We start from the raw sequence: 21747 nt of genomic DNA on the forward strand, positions 1-21747 counted from the left end.
ATGCCAGCCAGCTGCGCGCACTGGAGGCGGTGTTGGAGGACGGTCCGGCCGCGTGCGGCCGGACCGACCAGTGCTGGACTCTCGCCCGGATCGGGTCACACTCCGGTGGTGCGGGTCACTGCAGCGGGCACCAAGCGGGTTTAGATGGCCCCCCTGATCTTCACCAAGGCCTGCCGCAGGCCACGGCTGATCTACCGGATCCGCCTCGACGATGGCCCCGCGAAGGGCTGGCGCAAGGGCTTCACCGAATCCGATATGCCCGCCTGCTGGATGCCGCCCACAAGCAGCTTGGCGGCCCCGTTGTCCTGGTGTGGGGCAACTTGAACACACGTCAGCCGTGCCATGCACGAGCTGATCGCCGTCCGGCTTTGGCTGACCGTCTATCAGCTGCCGCCATATGCACCCGAGCTCAATCCGGTCTAAGGGTTGTCCCGCAACTGATCTTGGCCTGAAGGTGGTTGGTCAGGACTGGATCCTGGGGACCACTGGGGCGCTCCGCCGCCACGGTCGCGTCGTTCTCGTGGACTGTCCGGTTTGATTACTTAGTGTCCAAGGCGGCCCAGGATGCGACGGGTGACGGGCGGATCCTGGGGAAATGAGCGGCAGGGTCCCCCTGGTACGCGGTACGGTGCGCCGATGTCAGCGATCAAGAAGTTCCAAGTCACCTTTGACTGCGCAGAACCTGAGCGCCTCGCTCGCTTCTGGTGCGAGGTGTTGGGGTACGTCATACCCCCGCCACCGGAGGGGTTCACCACCTGGGACGATTTCAACCGCACCCTGCCTCCTGTGGAGCAGGGATCATGGTTCGCCTGCAGTGATCCCTCAGGCGTGGGCCCGCGCCTGTACTTCCAGCGTGTCCCCGAAGGCAAGATCGTTAAGAATCGGGTGCATCTCGACGTCCGGGCCGGCACCGGGCTCGTGGGGGACGAGCGCCTCGCCACGCTCGAAGCTGAGTGCGCACGGCTGGTCGCGCTCGGTGCGACCCACGTGCGAACGCTGTACGCCGATGAGGAAAACGAGTCGTGCATCCCGATGCTGGACATCGAGGGCAACGAGTTCTGTATCGACTGAGCATTCTCCGAGCCGGGGAGGTGGGGAGCCGCCTCCCTTGGGCCTCTCGGGTCTCGTATGGGGCGGGAGTTACCCCGCGAGGGCGAGGTTGTGCAGCCGGGCGATGCCGAGAATGGCGGTGTGAACGCCGTCGCCTTTCAGACGGCAGTCACGAAGGATCTTCCATGCCTTCATCCGCGCGAAGACGTGCTCGACGCGGGCCTGGACCTTGCGGTGGGAGGTGTTGTGCTCTTCTTTCCAAGCTGGCAGTTCGGTCTGGCCGCGTTCACGGCGGTGCGGGATGAGCAGGCCGGTGCCCCGATAGCCGCCGTCCGCGATGACCGTGGCCCGGCCGACGGCAGCCTTCGCACCAGAAAGTTCCCACGCCTTGCAATCGTTGCGGTTGCCCGTGACCGGTCGGCCGACGGCGACGACGAGTCGGGAGTCGGCGTCGATGACGACCTGGTGGTTGGTCGAGTACCGGTAGTTCTTCGACTGCTCGGCAACCGTATGATCCCGCGTGGGCACTAGTAGGGCCTGGTCAGGTCGGCTGTGGTGGTGCGTGTCCTCTTGGCCCGGTGTGGCGTTGGGAGTGTGTGACTCCGGACGAGATTGCTGTGGTGCGTGGTGAGTTGGAGGCGTTCGCGGCGGAAGTGTTCGAGCCGTTCGCGCGCAATGACCAGCGCCGCTGGGGGCAGGTCTACCTGCGAGGGCTGCTTACCGACGGGCAGCGTAAGTCGGTCGAGCCGATGGCCGCGCGGCTCGGTGAAGACGGGAACCGGCAGGCACTGGCCCATTTCATCACCACCAGCCCGTGGGATCCGGCTCACATCCGGGCGAAACTGGCCTGGCGGATGGAGGAGGTGATCGGGCCGGAGGCTCTGGTCTTCGACGACACCGGGTTCCTGAAGGACGGGACCGCCTCGGCGTGTGTGTCGCGGCAGTACACCGGCACCGCTGGCAAGGTCACCAATTGCCAGGTCGGCGTCTCGCTCCACCTCGCCTCCGACCACGCTTCCGCGGCCATCAACTGGCGACTGTTCCTGCCCCAGACATGGGATCCCGCCTCTGCGAAGGCCGATGCGGGCAAGGTCGCCCGACGTGCCGCCTGCCAGATCCCGGACGACGTCGGGCATGTGGAGAAGTGGCAGCTGGCCCTGGACATGCTCGATGAGACCCGCTCGTGGGGCATCGAGGTGCCGCTGGCCATCGCGGACGCCGGATACGGCGACGCCGCCGCGTTCCGGCACGGGGTGCAGGCCCGCGGCCTGAACTACGTGGTGGGAATCTCCAGCACGCTGTCGGCCCAGCCCGGCGACGCGGTGCCGGTGACCGAGCCGTACTCCGGGACCGGACGCCCACCGGTGGCCAAGTATCCCGACAAGCCGCGGTCGGTCAAGGAGCTGGTCATCGCGGCGGGGCGGAAGGCCGCACGAGGGGTGCAGTGGCGGGAAGGCTCCCGGCCCGGCACCGGCCGCACCGGCCGCAAGCGGATGTACTCCCGCTTCGTGGCCTTGCGGGTCCGGCCTGCCGGACGCGAGGTCCGGCAGGCCACCGACGGCCCGGAGCTGCCCGCGTGCTGGCTGCTGGCCGAATGGCCTGCCGGCGAGCCCGAGCCAGTGCAGTTCTGGCTGTCCGACCTGCCCTCCGGCATGCCTGTGACCACGCTGGTCCGGCTCGCCAAGCTCCGCTGGCGCATCGAGCACGACTACCGGGAGATGAAGCAGGCCCTGGGCCTGGCCCACTTCGAGGGCCGAACCTGGGGCGGCTGGCACCACCACGTCACCCTTGTCTCTGTCGCGCATGCCTTCTGCACCCTGCAACGACTGGCCCAAGCCCCAAAAGACGCGGCGTCGGCCTGAGCCTCTACCAGGTCATCCGCGAGCTACAGACCCTACTCGCGGTCTGGACCGGCGCCTGCCCGACCTGCCACCGCGACATACCCATCCCAATACGAACCTGACCAGGCCCTACTAGGGTGCCGTCGACGATCAGCACGGCGTCCTTACGGAACCGCTGACGGGGCTGAAGCGCAAGCGACGGTCCGAGGTGGCCGATGATGCGGTTACTGAGTTTCGCCGCGTGATGTCGCTGGAGCGCGTGCCCTGACCTGCAGCGAAGGGCAACCGCGACGCGACATCACGCAAAGATCATCAGTAGCGGCCGACTTCGACACCCCGAACAGCGGGGCGAGCTGCCGCAGCGTCAAGTTCGTACGCCAGTAAGCCGCTACCAGCAGGATCCGGTCCCCCAGACTCAGGCTCCACGGTCGACCCTTGCGCACCTGGTCCGTACCTTCGCTCCGCATCGCAGTGACCAGCTTGCCGAACTGCCGCGGGCTCAGCCCAGTGAACGGGGCTATCCAGGACGGCTCCGACGCCGTGATCACACCAGCCACACCAAGATCATCTCAGGGTGGTTAGGGTGCTTCGTCGAGCCGACGGACTGGAGACGAATGATGGAGCAGGACGAAGCCCTGCAGCTCGCGGTGGCATTTCTCGCGAACAGCCAGCGTGATGACGAGCCGCCTCTTGCCATCGACACAGAGCGAGTCCGCGAGAGCAACGGGCTCCTGATCGTGCCATACAACTCCGTGCAGTATCTTGCCTCGCGTGATGCGAGAGAGCAGCTGTTGGACTGCTGGCCCATCCTCGTCGACCTTGAACGCGGAGACGTGCGGTTCGGGACCTTGGACGAGCGGCATCTGTGGAGGAACCCAAGCACCTGACGAGGCTATGGCCTTCGCAACCACAGTTACGGGACAACCCTTAGGGCGTGTGGTCGCACGTGAAAAGGTCGATGGACCCTCACCAAATAGTGTCTCGACCTGCTCACCGCTTTGGTGAAGGCGCGGCTCAAGCGGATGCAGTACCGCCCCAGCTTCATCGAGGGTCTCATCGCCAAGAGCGGACTCGACCGCCAACTGCCGTAACCCCGGCCATCAAAGATCTATGGTGTCGCCGCACAGCCCGACCGAACCACCGACTCGACGACCCAGCTCGGCCGCGGTGCGCACCACTTCCCGAACGACCGAGGCCGTGAGCTCCGGTGTGGCGTGCTCCTCCGGATAGGTCACCGCGACGCTGGCCAGTGGGTAGCCAGTGCGATCCAGGACAGCGGTTGCCACCGAGCACAAGCCGCGGGTGACTTCACCGTGCTCGGTGGCATACCCCCGACGGCGCACGTCGAGGAGCATGGAACGCAACTCAGACAGGGTGTGTGGCCCGACTGGATACCGGTGCGCGAAGGACTCCGGATCGGGGTACAAGGCCCGGACCTGCTCGGGTGGCAGCGTCGCCAGCAGGGCTCGGCCACTGGCGGTGATGTGCGCGGGCAGTCTCACCCCGACTGCGGTCACCAGCAGCGGGCGTCGCGGGGCCCGTTCCTCCAGCACGTACAGCACTTCTCGCCCGTGCAGGACGCCGAGGTGCGTGCTGTTGTGCGTCCGATCTTTCAAAGCGGCCATCGGTATCCGCGCGAGCCGCTGCAGCGGCGCCTGCCGGGAGTAGCCGGCACTGAGCTCGTAGGCGCCGAACCCCAGGCCGTAGGTGCGGTCCTCGGGGTAATGCGCCACGAACCCGGACTGCTGCAGCGTGGCCAGCAGCTGGTAGACGGTTGATCGCGGCAACCCCAGCTCCGTGATGACCACGCTCGCCCGAGTCGGTGCCGGCCGACTCCCGAGGTATTGCAGCACGGCGATGGCCTGTGTGACCGAGGGGACCAACGGCATGCGATCCCCTCAACTTGTCTGGGATGCTGGACTGTTTCGGGATGCTAACAGGCGCTTGCCCGTCGCGGAACTCATAGCGTGAAGCCGTCCCCCTGTGTGACCGGTTCTTCCTCGTAGAAGGTGCCTCATGCGTTTTGTTGTTGATCTCAAGGTGTGCCAGGACCACGGACAGTGCGCGTACGCCGCGCGAGCGTTCTCCCTCACTGAGGACGGAAGGCTTGCCTTCCGCCAGCAGAGCGCCAATGTCTATGAATCGGCCGATGTCAGCGATGCCGAGCGCGACGACGTCGAGGAGGCCGCGGACGCCTGCCCCGTCCAGGCCATTGAGATTCGAGACTGACTTGACCAGTCAGACTGCGCAGCGGTGCGTCATCGTGGGCGGATCCCTCGCCGGCCTGCGCGCCGCCGAGGCCGTGCGCCGCTCCGGCTTCACCGGAGAGATCCTGGTCTTCGGTGCCGAGCCCCACATGCCCTACAACAGGCCGCCGCTGTCCAAGGGCGCGCTGGAAGACGACCCCTACCTGGACACCTTGACCTTTCGCCTGTCCCGCGCTGCGACGGACGTGTCCTGGCGCATCGGAACAACCGTGCGCTCCGTCGATCTCCAGCAGCGTTCTCTCACGCTCGCCGATGGCACCAGCGTTGGCTGGGATGGTCTGGTGATCGCCACCGGCGCCCGCCCGCGCCGCCTCGACCTCCCCGGACCGACCGTGGGCCGGCATGTGGTGCGGACGGCCGAGGACGCCATCCAGCTGCGCCAGCAGGTCTACCCCGGAGCTCGCGTGGTCGTGCTGGGCGCCGGGTTCATCGGCTGCGAGGTGGCCGCGACCTGCAGCGTCCTGGGTGCCGACGTGCAAGTCGTGGCACCCGAGGCGGCGCCGATGCACAACCCGTTGGGCCACCTGCTCGGGCAAGAGCTGTGGCGCAGGCACCATCGCCACGGAGTGCAGTTTCATCTCGGTGTCTTTCCCACCGCGTTCAGCGGCCCAGGCAGGGTCCGCAAGGTCGAGCTCTCCGACGGCACCAAGCTCGCTGCCAACGTCGTGGTGGAAGCGGTCGGCACCACGCCCAACACCGACCCGTTCGGGGGAAACGGCCTCGACATGTCCGACGGAGTTCTGTGCGACGGTCAGATGAACGTCGAGGGACACCCGGCCGTGGTGGCCTGTGGTGACGTCGCCCGCTTCCCCAACCCGCTCTTCGACCTGATCCCGCGGCGGGTCGAGCACTGGAACATGGCGGTTGACACCGCGCGACGCGCTGGTCGAACACTCGGCGCCTACCTGACCGGGACAGCCAACGACCCGGCACCATTCCGCCCGCTGCCCTCATTCTGGAGTGACCAGTACGACTGGCGGATCCAATCCTTCGGGCTACCCGCACTCGGCGCCAAGGACATCCGCCTCCTCGAGGGCGACCTCGCCAACGAAGCCGCTCTCGGATACCACCGCGACGGCGCCCTGGTCGGTGTCGTCATGCTCGACCTGACCGCCCGCCACGCGCACTACCGGTCACTCGTCGCAGCAGCAACCGAGCAGCAGGAACAAGGCCCCAGCCTTCACGCGTAACTTCCCCAGTCCCGCTGCCAGGACTCAGCGGGACTGGGGTCTGCACCGGCCTCGGTACTGGTGGGCTCGCCCATTCAACTGTCGCCATTTCTCCGGGAATCCATCCTGCCTGGACCGTGTGCGCCTCGGCTACAGGTTCTCCGGATTCGGAGGCGAGCGCGTCGTGGTGACCTGGTGGTGTTGAAGGGGCGTTGGTAACGACGGTGAATTGCCCCTTTGAAGACAACCCCTCGCGGCCCTGACAAGTACGCGTCAGCGTGAAGTTGGAGAGAACCCCGATGCAGGAAAATATTCATGAAAGAGCACTATGCATGACTGCATTCCATGCATAGCCTGACCTCCTCGCACCACCATTCCGAGAGAGCACGCGCTCCGGAGCCGAAATCCGGCGACGAGTCCCTTGCCAGCTCCTCGTTGGCCTCGCGCCCGGGCCTTGGCGAGTGACTCTTCACCGGCCGCACCGCGTAAACGCATCCATGTGGCACGTCGACTCCTCGAGAAGTCGGTGCTACCCCAATCAGCTACGGCCTCGTCCGCAGGAGGACGCAACCATGACTGCAAGCACCACCCGTCTTTCGACCGCTGCGAAGTCCGCGAAGTCCCGGATTGCAGCGGTCTGCGCCATCGCGGTCGCCGGCACCATGCTGCTGACCGCTTGTGGCGACCAGACCAAGGGCGGAACGAAGGCCTCCGAGTCGACGAAGAGCTCTTCCGGGGCGTCCTCCCCCGCCGACCTCCTGCCGCAGGACATCAAGGCCAAGGGCGTCATCACGGTCGGCTCGGACATCGCGTACCCGCCGGTCGAGTTCAAGGACAAGTCCGGCAAGGTCGTCGGCATCGACCCCGACCTCGGTGCCGCGCTGGGCAAGGAGCTCGGTGTGCGCTTCGAGTTCGAGAACGGCACGTTCGACACGCTGATCTCGGGCCTGCGCGCCAAGCGCTACCAGCTGGCGATGTCGGCCATGACCGACACCAAGGACCGCCAGGAAGGCATCGACTCCGAGACGAAGAAGAAGGTCGGCGAGGGCGTCGACTTCGTCGACTACTTCGCCGCCGGTGTCTCGATCTACACCAAGAAGGGTGACGACAAGGGCATCAAGACCTGGTCCGACCTCTGCGGCAAGAAGATCGCCGTGCAGCGCGGCACCGTCTCGCACGACCTCGCCAAGGCCGAGTCCAAGAAGTGCACGGGCGGCAAGACGATCGCGATCGAGTCGTACGACACGGACCTGGAGGCCCAGACCCGGCTGCGCAGCGGTGGCGTCGACGCCGTCTCCTCCGACTTCCCGGTGGCCGCGTACGCGGTGAAGACCTCGGGTGGCGGCAAGGACTTCCAGATCGTCGGCGAGCAGGTCGAAGCCGCTCCGTACGGCATCGCCATCGCCAAGGGCAACGACCAGCTCACCAAGGCCGTCCAGGCGGCCCTGGACGCGCTCATCAAGAACGGCGAGTACGGAAAGATCATCGCGAAGTGGGGCGTGGAGGCCGGCGCGGTCACCGAGGCCAAGATCAACGGCGGATCCTGACCGGGCACCGTGCTGAAAGGCTTCACCTGTGACTGACATCGAGAAGACGGGCCCGGCCGATGAGCCGCCCGTCCCCCCCACCCCGTCGGCCGGACCGGAGGCGATCAAGGCCATCCCGGTCCGGCACTACGGCCGGTACGTCTCGGCGGTCATCGCCATCGCCGCGCTGGTCGCGATCATCTACGCCTTCTCCCAGGGCAAGATCAACTGGGGCGCCATCCCCGACTACTTCTTCGACAACCGGATCATCAAGGGCGTCGGCCAGACCCTGCTGCTGACCGCACTGTCGATGGTCATCGGCATCGTGGGCGGCATCCTGCTCGCGGTGATGCGGCTCTCCAAGAACCCGGTGACCTCGTCCATCGCGTGGTTCTACATCTGGTTCTTCCGCGGCACCCCGGTCCTGGTACAGCTGTTCGTCTGGTTCAACCTGGGTCTGGTCTTCGAGTACATCAACCTCGGGCCGATCTACAAGGACTACTGGTCGAGCTTCATGACGCCGCTGCTGACGGCGCTGCTCGGCCTGGGCCTCAACGAGGCCGCCTACATGGCGGAGATCTGCCGCGCCGGTCTGCTCTCGGTCGACGAGGGCCAGACGGAGGCGTCGCACGCGCTGGGCATGAGCCATGGCAAGACGCTGCGGCGCATCGTGATCCCGCAGGCGATGCGGGTGATCGTGCCGCCGACGGGCAACGAAGTCATCAACATGCTGAAGACGACGTCGCTCGTGTCCGCGGTGCAGTTCACCGAACTGTTCCGGTACGCCCAGGACATCGGATCGTCGTCCGGAGCCCCGGTGGAGATGTACTTCCTCGCCGCGGCCTGGTACCTGATCATGACGTCGGTGCTGACCGTGGGCCAGTTCTACCTGGAGCGGTACTACGCGCGCGGTTCGAGCCGCAGCCTGCCGCCGACCCCCATGCAGAAGATCCGGGCCAACCTGCTGTCCCTGGGACGCCCGTCGGGAGGTATGGCATGACCGCCATGGTGAAGGCCGAGGGCGTCCACAAGTCCTTCGGCGCCGCGCACATTCTCAAGGGCATCGACCTGGAGGTCGCCCCGCGGGAGGTCTTCTGCCTGATCGGCCCGTCCGGTTCCGGCAAGTCGACGTTCCTGCGGTGCATCAACCACCTGGAGCAGATCAACGCCGGCCGGCTCTATGTCGACGGGCAGCTGGTGGGCTACCGCCAGAAGGGCGACAAGCTCTACGAGCTCAAGGACAGCGAGGTCGCCCTGAAGCGCCGGGACATCGGCATGGTCTTCCAGCGCTTCAACCTCTTCCCGCACATGACGGCCATCGAGAACGTCATGGAGGCACCCGTCCAGGTCAAGGGCGAGGCGAAGGCCGTCGCCCGGGCCCGCGCGGAGCGGTTGCTGGACCGGGTCGGCCTGGGCGACAAGGCGAAGAACTACCCGTCGCAGCTCTCCGGCGGCCAGCAGCAGCGGGTGGCGATCGCCCGAGCCCTGGCCATGGAGCCGAAGCTGATGCTCTTCGACGAGCCGACGTCGGCGCTCGACCCGGAGCTGGTGGGCGACGTCCTCGACGTCATGCGCGGGCTCGCGGAGGACGGCATGACGATGGTCGTCGTGACCCATGAGATGGGCTTCGCCCGGGAGGTCGGCGACGCGCTGGTCTTCATGGACGACGGGGTGGTGGTCGAGTCGGGCCACCCGCGCGACGTACTGACGAACCCGCAGCACGACCGGACAAAGTCGTTCCTGTCGAAGGTGCTGTAACCCGTGCCGAAGTACGTCTCCGGATGTCCGCCGGTCGGTCGGACATCCGGAGGCCTACGGCCTTGCACTGCGCCGCACCATCAGCTTTCGCCACTCGTTCCTGCAGAGGTTCGAGGGGGCGAAGCCGTGCGACCAGGGGAAGCGTCTAATCAACGACGGATCCGATGATCAAGGAGACGCCTGATGAGCGAGACCATCACCGAACACGAAGGCGTCTAGGAGTTAGCCGTAGAGCCCGTGGCGGAAGCGGTGTCGGATGACCAGTTGATCGGGATGCTGGTCGACCGGGCCCGCTCGGAGGGGCTTCAGCTGACCGGCAGCCCAGGCGATGGAGGGCCACCAGAGGGGTACGACGAGCACGCTGCGATTCCACATGCGGCGATGCGCCGCGGAGAACGACGTCGCATCGATCATTGAGCGAGCCCTCAAAGTCACATTGCGGCGGGTCGGCTCATCATGATGTGACTTTGGCCTGGGAAGTGCTGGGGCGGGTCAGTCTTCGAGTTCGTGCCGGACGCGGCGCGAGGGGGTGAAGGTGTAGAGGTCGAGGATGTCGGGCGCCTCGGCCAGGCCCGGTCCGCCGTCCCTTACCCATGTGGTGATGTCGGCTGCGGCGCCGGGGTCGTTGACCTGGCCGAGCCAGACAGGCCTTCCGCCGGCCCTGCGGCCTTCGGTGGACGGCTGGATGACGATGACGTTGGCACGCTCGCACGCATCCAGGCAGTCGGTACGCCGCACCATCGCCACCCCGGCCAGCGAGGTGCGCAGGTCAGTGAGTTGGGCTTCGTGGTCCAGCCGCGGGACCTTCGCTGCCGTTCCGCAACAGCAGCCGCGGCAAATGGTGACCGTGGGCCGCGCCGCCGCCGTTTCGGGGGTGGCCTTCCGGCTGCGGCGGCTCACCGTGCGTCCCGGGCGGGTGCGGCGGCGCGGTCCCAGGCGGCGTCGCGCAGCAGGCGCAGGCCGTTGAGGCCGACGATGACGGTCGATCCCTCGTGCCCCAGGACGCCGAGCGGCAGCGGCAGATTCCCGGCCAGGTCCCAGATGACCAGGCCGGAGATGAACACCGCGGCGATGACCAGGTTCTGCACCACCAGACGGCGGGCAGCCCGCGACAGGCTCACGACTGTGGGGATGGTGGCGAGTTCGTCGCGGACGATGACCGCGTCCGCGGTTTCCAGAGCGAGGTCAGATCCGGCCCGGCCCATGGCGATGCCGGTGTGGGCGGCCGCCAGGGCGGGGGCGTCGTTGACGCCGTCGCCGACGACCAGCACCCTGCGCCCTGCCTTCTCCTGCTCCTGGACGGCGGTGACCTTGTCCTGGGGCAGCAGCCCGGCGCGGACGTCGGTGATGCCGACCCCTTCGGCCAGCCGGGAAGCGGCGCGCGGATTGTCGCCAGTCAGCAGCATCGGCTCGCTGCCGGTCAACGTTGCGAGGGAGGCGACGGTGGCGGCGGCGTCGGGGCGCAGGCGGTCGGAGATGCCCAGCACACCGACCGACAGGCCGTCGCGCTGGACGAGGACCGCGGTGCGCCCGCCGTCCTCCAGCTCGGCCGCCACCACGGCGGCACGGGCCGAGGCCATGTCATCGGCGTCGAAGAGCAGGCGGGCCGGGGCACCGACCGCGATGGAGGCTCCCTGGACCGTTGCGGTGACCCCGATGCCGGGGGCGGAGGTGAAGTCCCGCATGTCCGGGATGATCAGGCCGCGGGTATGCGCGGCGTCGACCACAGCGCGGGCCAGCGGGTGCTCGCTGGGGCGCTCGGCCGCAGCCGCCAGGACCAGCACAGCCGCCTCGTCAAAACCGCTGTCGGCCAACGGGTGGATGTTGGTGACACGGGGGGTCCCCTCCGTGAGGGTGCCGGTCTTGTCTAGGGCGACCGCGTCGACCTGCCCCACCCGCTCCATGACGACAGCGGACTTCACCAGTACGCCATGGCGTCCGGCATTCGCGATCGCGGACAGCAGCGGCGGCATGGTGGCCAGAACCACCGCGCACGGCGAGGCGACGATCATGAAGGTCATCGCCCGCAGCAGCGAGCCCGTCAGGTCCGCGCCGAAGCCCAGGGGAATCAGGAACACGGCCAGGGTCGCGAAGACCATCCCCAGGCTGTAGCGCTGCTCGACCTTCTCGATGAACAGCTGGGTCGGGGCTTTGGTCTCGGAGGCTTCCCCGACCATGGCCACGATCCGGGCGATCACGGAATCCGACGCGTCGCGTTCGACCTTGACGCGTAGAGCGCCGGTGCCGTTCAGGGTGCCGGCGAAGACCTCGTCCCCGGTCTCCTTCGCCACCGGCAGTGGCTCTCCGGTGATCGTGGCCTGGTCGACCTCGCTGACTCCATTCAGTACCCGGCCGTCCGCGCCGACCCGCTCGCCAGGGCGCACCAGGATCGTGTCACCGACCGAGAGTTCGGAGGTGGTGACCGTCTCCTCGGCGCCGTCGTCGGACAGGCGCGTTGCGGTGGTGGGGGCGAAGTCGAGCAGGCTGCGGACTGCATCCTGGGTACGCGCGGTGGCCAACGCTTCCAGCGCACCGGAGGTCGCGAAGATGACGATCAGCAGCGCGCCGTCCATCACCTGACCGATCGACGCCGCACCGATCGCGGCCACGATCATCAACAGGTCGACGTCGAGGGTCTTGTCCTTCAGCGCCTGCAAGCCCGCCCACCCCGGCTCCCAGCCACCGGTCGCGTACGACAGCGCGTACAGCGGTCCCCACGCCCACGCAGGGGCACCGGTCAGCTGCAGCGGGAGCGCGATCAGGAAGAGGATGGTGGCCGCAGCGGCCCAGCGCGCCTCGGGCAGGGCGAAGACCCGGGTGCGGCGGCGGGGTGCACCGCCTTCGCGCGGGGCCGCGGCCCGGTCTGTTGAGGGCGCGGTCAAGGTAGAGGGCATGGGAGACGAGGGTCCTTTACGACGGCATGACGAGATGGCAGCAGCCGGGACAAGCCCATGCCACCCCTCCACCGTACAGGAACACATGAAGACACATTCATGTCTTCATGTCCATAGGATAACGGGCATGGGCCACGGAGCTGACGCCAACACCACCGCCACCGCACGCGAGCGCCTGGAATCGGTTGGTGCCGCCGACGTGGCCGCCACCCTCCAGGCCCTGGCCACACCTTCGCGGCTGAGGATCCTGGCCCGCCTGCAGGAGGGCCCGTGCGCAGCCACCGAACTGGCCGACGCCGTGGGCATGGAACAGTCCGCCTGTTCCCACCAGCTGCGCCTGCTGCGCAACCTCGGCCTGGTCACGGGTGAGCGTCAGGGCCGGTCGGTCATCTACGCGCTCTACGACAACCACGTCGCCGAACTCCTGGAGCAGGCCCTCTACCACGTCGAGCACCTACGGCTGGGGCTGCGCGACATCCCCGCGCCCGCGGTCGGCTGAGGTACCGGGGCCGAGCCCTCGTGGCCAGGCGCCCCCGGCACGTCGCCTCATCCCGGCACGGGGACCGGCTTCGGCGCCAGATACCCGGCACGGTGCAGTTGCCTGACGAGTCCCGCGCAGGCGAACCCGGTAGCGGCCAGCGCCGCCCATCTTCACCTTCCCAGCGTGCCCCGGTCCGGGAAGACGTGCCCACCGGCCCCCCGCAGGGGCCGTCCGGACCTCGTCGACCTCCGCCCTCGGGAGGGAGCATGAAGGGAGGTCACCTGCGGGCGCCCGCCTGAGTGACCGCTGACCTGGGGAAGTGAACCGTGATGATGTACTGGAACGGCGGGTGGATGTGGCCGTGGATGGTGGTCAGCCACCTCCTCTTCTGGATAGTGATCATCGTCGTCGCTGTCCTGATCTTCCGCGCCTTCTCTCAGCGCCCTGGCCCACACGGCAGCGGACACCACGGCTGGGGCACCCCGCCCTCGCCCGGCGCCCCCGGCCACGGGCCCAGCGCTGAGCAGATCCTCGGCGAGCGGTACGCCCGCGGCGAGATCGACGAAGAGGAATACCGGCGGCGCCTGGCCACCCTCCGAGGCTCACCACCAGGCCCGACGCAATCCTGAACAGCCCGGCACCTTCGGAGACCGCCATGACCGCACCCACGATCGAGCTGGTCGGCGGCCCCCTCGACGGGCCACTCCTGGACGTGACCGGCTGTACGGACGAGGAACGCGAAACCGGGGCCATGCTGATCACAGAGACCGGCGCCTACAGTCCGGGCGGTCGCGCCGGGTACGAACCCAGGCCCGGTGCGCCGGGCCTGTGCGACTGGCAGCGGGACGTTCCGTAGGTCACCGCATCAGGGTCACGGTGAGAGTCCCGTGCCGGCCGGACCCGGCCAGTACCTCCACGACCAGCTCCGTCTCCACCCGCGTGTAGACCTCGCTCCCGGCCTGCCTGGCTTCGTAGGTCAGATGGAAGAGCAGACGTTGATGAATCTCAGCAGCGGTCCCGGTTCTGAGAGGCTGGAAATGTTGATGAGAAGTAGCAGCATCTGAGGTCACCGGCGCTGTCGGGTGGCGTCTGGACGTACGTCGTCATCTGAGCCGGCGCTTCCACCATGGCTCGAAGGCAGGCGCGAATGGATCTTGCAGTGTCCGCGCCAGGAAGTGGTCGTCCAGAGGCGCGACCGTCGTGAGGAGCTCGCGACGCGCCTTCCGTCGCATGGATGCGGCCGCCCCTTCCAGGAGCGTTCGAGCGTGCATGTCTCTCCAGCACGTGGTTCCGTGTCCACGGTTGGATCCATGGTTTGGCCACTCATGAAGCGCCAAGGCCCATGCCCGGAAAGCGTGGGCGACGGACCCCGGGGGCAGCCGGTGTCGCGCCTCGAACTGTGCGATCTGTCGATTTGTCGCAGCGGACAAGCCCGTGATGACTTGCTTGGTGCCGGCTGCCCTGCGCGAGGACTGTTCGGCCCTGATCTCGCCTGGTGAACGGCGAGGCATAAAGACTTCCAGATGGTCAGAAGGGGTCTTCGATCTTGAGCGGTGCGCCTACTCAGGGCCTCTGACGTTTCGTTACGCTCGGTGAGGGCACCTGGTGGCTGTTGCCGGGGCCGCAGGCGCGCCGGGGCCTGGGGCACTACACGGCTGCTGTCCCTCTCCGTGACTACGGGTAGAGCTTCTCGCCCTTCGCCAGCATCGCTACGTACTTCTCTATCCGGCGCGCCCGGGTCTCGGGCTTCTTGGCGTCTTGGACCCTGTACAGGATCGCGTAGCGGTTCTGCCGGTCCAGCGTCTCGAAGAACTCCGCCGCGGCCGGGTCGGCGGTCAGGGCCGCCGTGAGGTCGTCCGGCACCGTGGCGGTCTTCGCGCCGTCGTAGGCCGCCTCCCAGCGGCCGTCTGCCTTGGCGCGGTCGACCTCGGCCTGCCCCGGGGGATGCATCCGGCCCTGCTCGATCAGGGCGGCCACCTTGTCCCGGTTGACCTTGGACCACTTGCTGCGCGGCTTGCGCGGGGTGAACCGCTGGAGCCACCACTGGTCGTCGAACTTGGCCTTCTGGCCGTCGATCCAGCCGTAGCAGAGTGCCACGTCGAGCGCCTGGGCGTAGTCCAGCGCGACGATTCCGGGGCCCTTCTTGCGAAGCTTGAGCCAGATGCCGGACGAGGCGGCATGGTTCTCGCCGAGCCATGCCTGGAATGCCTCGGCGGATTCGAATGCGACGATCTCCAAGTCCTGAGTCACCCCTGCAGCGAACCACACCCGGCCGATTGGCGTGACGCATTCGGGCACGGTCCCGGATGCAGGATGCCCGTGGACCTGCGTGATCATTTCTGTTCTCGACGCAGAACGATCATGCAGGAGCCACGGGCTTGCTCAACGATACGACGTTGCTGCTCGACCTCGACGGGGTGTCCGTCGCGCGGGTTGAGCGGCTGGCCGACGGAAGGCGCCGAGTTCACCTGGTCACGGCCGACGAGACAGCCAGGGCCTGCCCGGCCTGCGGGGTGTTCGCCACCCGGGTGAAGGGCTCGGCGGTGACCCGGCCGCGCGATCTCCCGTACGGCGAGAGCGGATTGGAGTTCCGCTGGCACAAGCGCCGCTGGTGGTGCCGCGAGGCCGGCTGCCCTCGCCGGTCCTTCACCGAGCAGATCCCGCAGATCCCGGCCGGTGCCAGGCTGACCGCCCGGCTGCGGGGTGCGGCCGGGCGCCGCATAAGAGACGCCGGCTCCACGGTCATCCAGGCCGCGCGGGATCTGCATCTGTCCTGGCCGACCGTGATGGAAGCCTTCCGCGCGCAGGCCCGCGACGTCACCGAGGCACCTCTGCCGCAGGTCGCGGTCCTGGGCATCGACGAGACCCGCCGCGGACGGCCCCGCTGGGAACAGGATGCGGATACCGGCAAGTGGCGCCTGACCCGGGACCGGTGGCACACCGGCTTCGTCGACGCAGCCGGCCACGGCGGGCTGCTCGGACAGGTCGAGGGCCGCACCGTCGCCGACGTCCTGGCCTGGCTGGCCACCACCGACCTGGACTGGAGAAAGGGCATCGGCTACGTCGCGATCGACATGTCCGCCACCTACCGCGCCGCGATCCGCATCGGCCTGCCGCACGCCACCGTCGTGGTCGACCACTTCCACGTGGTCCAACTCGCCAACAAGATGCTGTCCATGGTCCGCCGCCGCACCACCGTCGAGACCCGCGGCCGACGCGGACGAGCGAGCGACCCGGAGTGGAAGGCCAGACGGCGACTGCTGCGCAACCGCGAGGACCTCACCGACGACCAGTTCGCCACCATGTGGAACACGCTCCTGGGCGAGGGGAAGATCGGGCAGACGCTGCTGACAGCCTGGATCGCCAAGGAGAACCTGCGCAGCCTCCTCGCCCTGGCCCGCACCGGCGCCGACCGCCACCAAGTCGGCCACGCCCGCTGGAAGTTCCTCACCTGGTGCGCGGACTCCGACATCCCCGAAGTCCGCCGGCTCGCCACCACCGTCGACCGCTGGTGGCCCGAGATCGCCGCGTTCATCGACACCGGACACAGCAACGCCAAGAGCGAAGGGATCAACCGCGTGATCAAGCTCGTCGCCCGCAACGCGTTCGGCTTCCGCAACGCCGAGAACCAACGACTACGGACACGCTGTGTCACCACCCGCCGAGCCCGCGGACACCTCCGCACCGCTCAACTTTGAAGACCCAGGAACCGGCCCTGATGCGTTGTGCGCCCTTTGTGTGCCCTCCTCAGCCGGGGAGCTTCGCCAGCTGCGCCTCCAGCAGGGGCCGCGGGAGCGTGTCCGTGATCACCATCATCGTGGTGAGGATGTGGTCGGTGCGGACGACGGCGTAGGTCGCGGGACTGCTTACGCCGGAGAGGCTGGTGGTGAACCGGAAGCCGATGGATTCGTCCCCGAGATCCGGGGCCTGGGCCGGTTCGAGGTCGCGGTAGATCATGGGGGCGCCGGGAACCTTGAAGCTGCCCGAGCACTCCGTGAGCGCCTTGCGGACATCGTCGAGCGCCGAGCGGGCATCGTCTCCCTGATGGACAGTCACCCACAGCTCCCCGACGGTGGAGTTCAGCTCGCCAGGGCCCGAGAATTCGCGGACGGCCCGGGCGGTCGCGGGGCGCGGCGTATCGGTGAAGGCCAGCTGCGCAATGGGTAGGCACTCGTCCTTGTCGGCCCGGTACGACCCCTCCGGAAGCGGGTCCTCGGCCGGCTCGGTCACCCGGAGGCCGGCGACGGTCCCCACCATGGTGAGCTTCTCAAGGGTGGCGTCGAGGGAGGGCCTGGCCGCGGGCCCGTCTGCCGGGCCGCTGTACTCGGAGCTGCTGCAGGCAGTAAGGAGCAGAGCGATCGAAAGGGCAGCAACGGCAGCGGTACGGCGAAGGCGCATAAAGAGTGCTCGGTTCTCTGAACGTCGCCTCCAGCAAGAGGCAAGGCGAAGGTGGGCAGGATGTGTTGAGCCTCCGGCGGTGGGGCGCCCAGACGTTCGACAAGCGAAGATCTAAGGCCAGAAGCCCCCAGGCGTCAAAACCTTTCGGTGGTGCCTGGTCGTCCCCGACACCTCAAGGGCACCGGGGTCTCTCGCACGTATGCTGTCGTGCTCAAGACGGTGCAGCACGCCCCGACCCACATACGCGATTGGCAAGGTCTCCATGTCGGTACAGCAGCGCCGTACCGCAACCCCAGTAACCGCTCCCGTCCAGTAGCGTCCCTCTGAGGCCCCGTAGCGGCCGGAATGGCCACTGCTGACCGATCCGGCTATAGCTACGGAACAGAAGGCGCAGGGCCGACGACTCCTACCTGTCGGCCCTGTCATACTCGCGGCGTGATCCTCCCCCAGGAGATAGCGGAGCCCAGAGATCCCGCAGAGGTGCTGTCTAAAACAGCATGGAGCGCTTTGGGGCATGCCTATGGAACGGCGGAGGATGTGCCGCAGATGCTGCTAGGTCTCATGGACACCGATCTGCGCGTGCGATCAAAGGCGTTGAGCCACCTGCATCAGGTGGTACACCACCAGAACACCCTCTACACAGCCACGGCGCCGGCCGCCGTCTACGTGGCGGCCATCCTCGGCGATGCCCGAACCCTTCAGGCCGTCGAGAAAGGACCTCACGGCTTCCCTGGACCGATGCGTGCCGAGTTGCTGGGGTGGCTCGGCTCCGTCGCCAATGAAGCAGACGACGAGGCCGCGGCCGTCAGTCGACGTTTCGGGTTCCCGCCAGAGGACTACCCGCCGTTCGTAGAGATCTGCCGGATTCGGCCGCAGCTCTTCCACGCCGTCTCCGCGTTCCTCAACGATCCCGACACCGACGTACGTGCAGCGGCTATCTCCGCCTGCATCCCGCTGCTGGACGACCCCCGCTTGATTCACCACCGAGACGCCTTGGCCCCACTGCTGCGTGACGTCTTGGCTGCGAGTGCGCTTTGGCAGTACCGGGAAAGGGCGATCGATACGCTAGCGAACTGGGGCCAGGACACCACCGGGTTGGAGGTCCGGCAGGAGCGGTTCGCGTTCTGTGACGCCGAGCACCAGCCTCAGCCATGGGCTGTCGAGACGCAGGGCGGCTACGACACCGATCCCCCCTTCTGAGGGCTTCCTGGCTGTCGCTCCAGCGCGCTAACCCGCGTGGTCAGCCGCTCCAGATCTCCGGCGACCCCGCCGCAGATTCGTTCCGCGTCCTTGGGCAGCAGGCTGCACGCGGTCGTGGCGGTCACGCCGTGGGTTTCCGGCAGGATCGCGTCGGTGAGGTCACGGGCCGACTCCTCGGTTGGGCCGGCCCCGCTGGATGCTTCCTCGTGGCGGGCTGCGGCCGCGCTGAGGATGTTCGCAGTCCGGGCCTGCAGCGCGGCATCGCTCTCGGCCCTGTCCGCCTTCCGGCCGATGGCCGCTTCCTCCAGGCACCGGGCGCGTTCTGTCTTCTTGGCCTGGTGAAGAGCCTGTCTTGCGGCATCAAGCTTTTGGGCCGCTTCACGGGAGTCGGCGAAGGTGAGCGGCTCGACGACCGGAACGAATTTCTCCAGATCTGTTGCCGCCGCCCGGTGTGCCTCGCGGGCTTGCTGGTGCAGCACGCAGGCCTCTGCCGCAGCTTCCTGAGACGCCGCGGGAACGCGACGTCACGGGCCTGGTCGCACTGGGCCTGTCCAACGAAGAGATCGCCGATCGCCTGTTCGTCAGCCTGCTGACCGCCAAGACCCACGTCAACCGGGCCATGACCAAGCTGGCGGCTCGTGACCGTGCCCAGCTCGTCGTCATCGCCTACGAGTGCGGGCTGGTCAGTCCGGCGACCGAACCGGGTCGCGCGCAGGCGCCCGCATAAATCGCCGGCACGGTGTTCCGTGTTCCGCCCCGGCCGTAGGCCGACGCGGTGGATACTGCGGCCGTGGTAGCCGTAAATCGCTGCGCGGGGACGACGCGCGGGGGGCCGTTCCTGGGAGATGGTGAGACCATGAACGGAGGTTTCGCCATGATCGGAGCCCACTGCCTGACCACGGAGTACGGCGACGAGGCAGCCGTCGAGGAATGCCGCAGGTTCTGTGAACTGCTGGCCGGATACGCGCTCAAGACTCTCGCACCCGATGAGGCGAGCGCGGTGGGGTCTCACCTGGCAACCTGCGACACATGCCGGGACGAGCATGACTGCCTCGCAGCCGTGGCGGCACATCTGTCCCTTCTCCGCGACGCCCTGGCCTGCGGCAGAGGCCAAAATCGGCGGATGTGCGCGGTCACCCGGGCCGAATGCAGCCACGCCTCGCCCCGTCGCCGCAGCCAGGACCGGGCGGCCCTGCCCATGCAGATCACACTGTCCCAATGGGTCAGCAAGACCACGACGTACTTCGGGTGAGCGGATCTCGTGGAAGCGACGACGTTGCCCCTGCCGATAACCTCATCCGCCCTGGTGGGAGCCGGTGTGCAGTGATCTTTGGGATGTCGGGCGCGGGGCCGTGCGTCGGCGCGCTCTGGCAGGGATGATGACCACCCGGCATCATGATCGGTCGTGCTACTGAGACTGGCGTACCTGGGCGTGACAAACGCGTGAGCGATGCTGCGACCGCTGCCGAGAGCGACCGGGACAAGGACGTGGAAATCCTGGCTCTACGCCATCAGATCACGGTGCTGGAACGGCAGCTGGGCGGGCAGCGAGTGCGGTTCACGGCGAGCGACCGGGCGTTCCTGGCGGCGTTACTGCACCGTCTGCCATCCCGGGTGCTTCGCGGGGTGCGGTTGGTGGTACATCCGGACACGCTGCTGCGCTGGCACCGTGATCTGGTCGCCCGCCGCCACGCGGCCCGGCCTCGGCCCAAGCGCTCAGGACGGCCGCAGACCGTGCGCTCAATCCGGCTCCTGGTGTTGCGGCTTGCGCGGGAGAACCCGAGCTGGGGGTAGCGCCGCATCCACGGCGAACTGCTCGTTCTCGGGATCAAGGTGGCCGCCTCCACGGTCTGGGAAATCCTCCGGGAGGCCGGGATCGACCCGGCGTCCCAACGGGCCTCAAGCACGTGGGAAGGTTTCCTACGCTCGCAAGCAGACGCCCTGCTGGCATGCGATTTCTTCGAGACGGTCACCTTGTCCGGGGCGCGGCTGTACGTGTTCGCGGTGATCGAGCACTCCAGTCGGCGGATCCGGATCCTGGGCGCCACGGCGCATCCCAGCGCGTCCTGGGTAGCGCAGGCGGCGAAGAACCTCGTCATGGACCTCGAGGACGCGGGACGCCACGCGCGCTACATGATCAGGGACCGGGACGGGAAATTCCCCGCCCTGTTCGACGCGATCCTCAACGGTGCGGGCATTGAAGTCGTGCTCACCGGAGTCCGCATGCCCCGCATGAACTCAATCATGGAGGAGATGGGTGCAGACCTGCCGACGCGAGCTGCTGGACCCGCCGCTCTTTGGCAGGTTCAAGGAGGACACCGCAGAGCATTAAAGATGCAGGTCAAGACGAGTGTATGCGTGAACACATGCGCAGACGCATGCGTGGGTGCATACTGGCGGCATGGCCGATACCAGCGTACGAATCACCACGTCGACGAGGGACCGCCTCGCGGCTCTCGCCAAGGCGCGCGGCATGAGCCTCGCCGCCTACCTCGACGACCTCTCCCATCAAGAGGAGCACCAGGCGCTGCTCGGACGAGCGACCGTCGCGTACGACGCCGCGCTCGACCGTGAGGGCTTCGTCGACGCCTTCGACAAGGCGTTCGGCGGCCTCCCCGAGGCGCCCGCCAGTAGCCGCCGGGCAGCCTGATCTTGGAACTGTTCATCGACGTCCGGTGGCTCCTCGACCGGCAAGAGCGCGTGCTCGGCAAGAACCTGCAGGTCCGCGACTACTCGGGGCTTGTCGCGGCCGTCGCCCGGCATCGGGTAAACACGCCCCACCTGGACATGGCCGACCCTGATGCCTACTGGCGGGCCGCGGCCCTGCTCGACACGATTGTGCTGCAGCGGCCGCTGCCCGGAAGGAACGAGCTGTACGGGTACGCGGTCGCCGTGGCATACATCGAGGCCTCCGGCGAGACCGTCGACGCGAGTCAAACCCAGTGGATTCAACTGATCGAGGACGTCAAGGCCCTGCGGCTGGACACCTTCGACATCGCCGATCGCCTGCGGTCCTGGCGGGCTCCCTGACCATCCGCCGATCAGGGAACAGGGAGTGATTGTCAGAGAATTCCCTTCCATGACCACGGTCGCGGACCGGATCGACCGCGAAGGCAGTCGATCCGGTACTGCGCGTGGGACCTCCACTTCTCGTTACTCGCTG

The 21747-nt window shown here is 67.6% G+C and carries 22 protein-coding genes and 5 pseudogenes; 18 read left to right on the plus strand and 9 right to left on the minus strand.

Annotated features, from left to right (window positions below; translation table 11 throughout):
• Positions 1-636: 636 nt before the first annotated feature.
• Entirely contained in the window at positions 637-1071 is a 435-nt protein-coding gene (locus OG972_RS47165) for a VOC family protein (RefSeq protein WP_266993159.1), read from the plus strand.
• 69 nt (positions 1072-1140) lie between these two features.
• On the opposite strand, the pseudogene OG972_RS47170 reads toward OG972_RS47165, so the two are convergent.
• Positions 1141-1581: pseudogene (locus OG972_RS47170) on the minus strand (transposase); the annotation flags it as partial.
• A 65-nt stretch (positions 1582-1646) separates the two neighbouring features.
• Here OG972_RS47170 and OG972_RS47175 point away from each other — a divergent pair.
• Complete coding sequence (locus OG972_RS47175; RefSeq protein ID WP_266979962.1) at positions 1647-2912, plus strand: IS701 family transposase; 1266 nt, start codon at positions 1647-1649, stop codon at positions 2910-2912.
• Between the two features lie 109 nt (positions 2913-3021).
• Here OG972_RS47175 and OG972_RS47180 read toward each other — a convergent pair.
• Positions 3022-3448, minus strand: a pseudogene (locus OG972_RS47180) (transposase family protein); the annotation flags it as partial.
• A gap of 57 nt (positions 3449-3505) precedes the next feature.
• On the opposite strand from OG972_RS47180, the gene OG972_RS47185 reads away from it, so the two are divergent.
• Entirely contained in the window at positions 3506-3778 is a 273-nt protein-coding gene (locus OG972_RS47185) for a YrhB domain-containing protein (RefSeq protein ID WP_266993161.1), read from the plus strand.
• 213 nt (positions 3779-3991) lie between these two features.
• On the opposite strand, the gene OG972_RS47190 is transcribed toward OG972_RS47185, so the two are convergent.
• Positions 3992-4780, minus strand: a complete 789-nt coding sequence (locus OG972_RS47190; protein WP_266993164.1) for an IclR family transcriptional regulator — start codon at positions 4778-4780, stop codon at positions 3992-3994.
• 127 nt (positions 4781-4907) lie between these two features.
• On the opposite strand from OG972_RS47190, the gene OG972_RS47195 reads away from it, so the two are divergent.
• The 5 genes from OG972_RS47195 (at position 4908) to OG972_RS47215 (ending at position 9611) form a co-directional block, all read left to right on the plus strand.
• Positions 4908-5120, plus strand: coding sequence for a ferredoxin (locus OG972_RS47195; RefSeq protein ID WP_266993166.1), 213 nt, complete (start codon positions 4908-4910; stop codon positions 5118-5120).
• Between the two features lies 1 nt (position 5121).
• Positions 5122-6348, plus strand: a complete 1227-nt coding sequence (locus OG972_RS47200; protein ID WP_266993168.1) for an NAD(P)/FAD-dependent oxidoreductase — start codon at positions 5122-5124, stop codon at positions 6346-6348.
• A 551-nt stretch (positions 6349-6899) separates the two neighbouring features.
• Complete coding sequence (locus OG972_RS47205) at positions 6900-7874, plus strand: ABC transporter substrate-binding protein (RefSeq protein ID WP_266993170.1); 975 nt, start codon at positions 6900-6902, stop codon at positions 7872-7874.
• 28 nt (positions 7875-7902) lie between these two features.
• The gene (locus OG972_RS47210; protein ID WP_266981592.1) at positions 7903-8853 is read left to right on the plus strand and encodes an amino acid ABC transporter permease; all 951 of its coding nucleotides are present in this window, start codon (positions 7903-7905) and stop codon (positions 8851-8853) included.
• Complete coding sequence (locus tag OG972_RS47215; protein WP_323135868.1) at positions 8850-9611, plus strand: amino acid ABC transporter ATP-binding protein; 762 nt, start codon at positions 8850-8852, stop codon at positions 9609-9611. Before OG972_RS47210 ends, OG972_RS47215 begins: the two co-directional genes overlap by 4 nt.
• 222 nt (positions 9612-9833) lie before the next feature.
• Here OG972_RS47215 and OG972_RS47220 read toward each other — a convergent pair whose 3' ends face one another.
• The 3 genes from OG972_RS47220 to OG972_RS47230 all read right to left on the minus strand — a co-directional run bounded on the left by OG972_RS47220 (position 9834) and on the right by OG972_RS47230 (position 12505).
• Positions 9834-10025, minus strand: coding sequence for a hypothetical protein (locus OG972_RS47220; protein WP_266993172.1), 192 nt, complete (start codon positions 10023-10025; stop codon positions 9834-9836).
• Between the two features lie 78 nt (positions 10026-10103).
• On the minus strand, positions 10104-10511 hold the full coding sequence (locus OG972_RS47225; protein ID WP_266993174.1) for a (2Fe-2S) ferredoxin domain-containing protein: 408 nt from the start codon (positions 10509-10511) through the stop codon (positions 10104-10106).
• Positions 10508-12505, minus strand: a complete 1998-nt coding sequence (locus tag OG972_RS47230; RefSeq protein WP_266993176.1) for a heavy metal translocating P-type ATPase — start codon at positions 12503-12505, stop codon at positions 10508-10510. Before OG972_RS47230 ends, OG972_RS47225 begins: the two co-directional genes overlap by 4 nt.
• 127 nt (positions 12506-12632) lie before the next feature.
• On the opposite strand from OG972_RS47230, the gene OG972_RS47235 reads away from it, so the two are divergent.
• From OG972_RS47235 to OG972_RS47245, 3 genes and pseudogenes are all read left to right on the plus strand, one after another.
• Complete coding sequence (locus OG972_RS47235; protein ID WP_266991620.1) at positions 12633-13004, plus strand: helix-turn-helix transcriptional regulator; 372 nt, start codon at positions 12633-12635, stop codon at positions 13002-13004.
• A 311-nt stretch (positions 13005-13315) separates the two neighbouring features.
• Positions 13316-13615 (plus strand): SHOCT domain-containing protein, encoded by a 300-nt coding sequence (locus OG972_RS47240; protein WP_266993680.1) that lies wholly within the window; start codon positions 13316-13318, stop codon positions 13613-13615.
• Positions 13616-13659: 44 nt separating this feature from the next.
• A pseudogene (locus OG972_RS47245) lies at positions 13660-13842 on the plus strand (hypothetical protein); the annotation flags it as partial.
• Between the two features lie 818 nt (positions 13843-14660).
• On the opposite strand, the gene OG972_RS47250 reads toward OG972_RS47245, so the two are convergent.
• Complete coding sequence (locus OG972_RS47250) at positions 14661-15254, minus strand: YdeI family protein (protein ID WP_266983796.1); 594 nt, start codon at positions 15252-15254, stop codon at positions 14661-14663.
• Positions 15255-15364: 110 nt separating this feature from the next.
• On the opposite strand from OG972_RS47250, the gene OG972_RS47255 reads away from it, so the two are divergent.
• Entirely contained in the window at positions 15365-16684 is a 1320-nt protein-coding gene (locus OG972_RS47255; protein WP_266983798.1) for an ISL3 family transposase, read from the plus strand.
• Between the two features lie 49 nt (positions 16685-16733).
• Here the strand turns inward: OG972_RS47255 and OG972_RS47260 are convergent, their stop codons facing one another.
• Entirely contained in the window at positions 16734-17384 is a 651-nt protein-coding gene (locus tag OG972_RS47260; RefSeq protein ID WP_266993178.1) for a hypothetical protein, read from the minus strand.
• A 435-nt stretch (positions 17385-17819) separates the two neighbouring features.
• Between OG972_RS47260 and OG972_RS47265 the strand changes: the two genes are divergently transcribed.
• Positions 17820-18584: a hypothetical protein gene (locus OG972_RS47265; protein WP_266993180.1), complete on the plus strand. Its 765-nt coding sequence runs from the start codon at positions 17820-17822 to the stop codon at positions 18582-18584.
• On the opposite strand, the gene OG972_RS47270 is transcribed toward OG972_RS47265, so the two are convergent.
• Entirely contained in the window at positions 18560-19063 is a 504-nt protein-coding gene (locus OG972_RS47270; protein ID WP_266993182.1) for a hypothetical protein, read from the minus strand. The two genes, OG972_RS47265 and OG972_RS47270, sit on opposite strands and share 25 nt — an antisense overlap.
• A 26-nt stretch (positions 19064-19089) precedes the next feature.
• Here OG972_RS47270 and OG972_RS47275 point away from each other — a divergent pair.
• The 5 genes and pseudogenes from OG972_RS47275 to OG972_RS47295 all read left to right on the plus strand — a co-directional run.
• A pseudogene (locus OG972_RS47275) lies at positions 19090-19311 on the plus strand (response regulator transcription factor); the annotation flags it as partial.
• 129 nt (positions 19312-19440) lie between these two features.
• Entirely contained in the window at positions 19441-19836 is a 396-nt protein-coding gene (locus OG972_RS47280; protein WP_266993184.1) for a zf-HC2 domain-containing protein, read from the plus strand.
• A 198-nt stretch (positions 19837-20034) separates the two neighbouring features.
• Positions 20035-20871, plus strand: a pseudogene (locus tag OG972_RS49475) (integrase); the annotation flags it as partial.
• 114 nt (positions 20872-20985) lie between these two features.
• Entirely contained in the window at positions 20986-21234 is a 249-nt protein-coding gene (locus OG972_RS47290; RefSeq protein WP_266993188.1) for an antitoxin MazE7, read from the plus strand.
• A gap of 2 nt (positions 21235-21236) precedes the next feature.
• Positions 21237-21614, plus strand: a complete 378-nt coding sequence (locus tag OG972_RS47295) for a toxin Doc (protein WP_266993190.1) — start codon at positions 21237-21239, stop codon at positions 21612-21614.
• The last annotated feature ends 133 nt before the right edge of the window (positions 21615-21747 follow it).

This window comes from Streptomyces sp. NBC_01669 (genome assembly GCF_026339735.1).
Lineage (GTDB): Bacteria > Actinomycetota > Actinomycetes > Streptomycetales > Streptomycetaceae > Streptomyces > Streptomyces yanii.

Coding starts and splice junctions, on each gene's coding strand:
- OG972_RS47165 (WP_266993159.1), top strand. CDS start 637: ATGTCAGCGATCAAGAAGTTCCAAGTCACCTTTGACTGCGCAGAACCT.
- OG972_RS47185 (WP_266993161.1), top strand. CDS start 3,506: ATGATGGAGCAGGACGAAGCCCTGCAGCTCGCGGTGGCATTTCTCGCG.
- OG972_RS47190 (WP_266993164.1), bottom strand. CDS start 4,780: ATGCCGTTGGTCCCCTCGGTCACACAGGCCATCGCCGTGCTGCAATAC.
- OG972_RS47195 (WP_266993166.1), top strand. CDS start 4,908: ATGCGTTTTGTTGTTGATCTCAAGGTGTGCCAGGACCACGGACAGTGC.
- OG972_RS47205 (WP_266993170.1), top strand. CDS start 6,900: ATGACTGCAAGCACCACCCGTCTTTCGACCGCTGCGAAGTCCGCGAAG.
- OG972_RS47215 (WP_323135868.1), top strand. CDS start 8,850: ATGACCGCCATGGTGAAGGCCGAGGGCGTCCACAAGTCCTTCGGCGCC.
- OG972_RS47220 (WP_266993172.1), bottom strand. CDS start 10,025: ATGATCGATGCGACGTCGTTCTCCGCGGCGCATCGCCGCATGTGGAAT.
- OG972_RS47230 (WP_266993176.1), bottom strand. CDS start 12,505: ATGCCCTCTACCTTGACCGCGCCCTCAACAGACCGGGCCGCGGCCCCG.
- OG972_RS47235 (WP_266991620.1), top strand. CDS start 12,633: ATGGGCCACGGAGCTGACGCCAACACCACCGCCACCGCACGCGAGCGC.
- OG972_RS47240 (WP_266993680.1), top strand. CDS start 13,316: ATGATGTACTGGAACGGCGGGTGGATGTGGCCGTGGATGGTGGTCAGC.
- OG972_RS47260 (WP_266993178.1), bottom strand. CDS start 17,384: ATGCGCCTTCGCCGTACCGCTGCCGTTGCTGCCCTTTCGATCGCTCTG.
- OG972_RS47280 (WP_266993184.1), top strand. CDS start 19,441: ATGAACGGAGGTTTCGCCATGATCGGAGCCCACTGCCTGACCACGGAG.
- OG972_RS47290 (WP_266993188.1), top strand. CDS start 20,986: ATGGCCGATACCAGCGTACGAATCACCACGTCGACGAGGGACCGCCTC.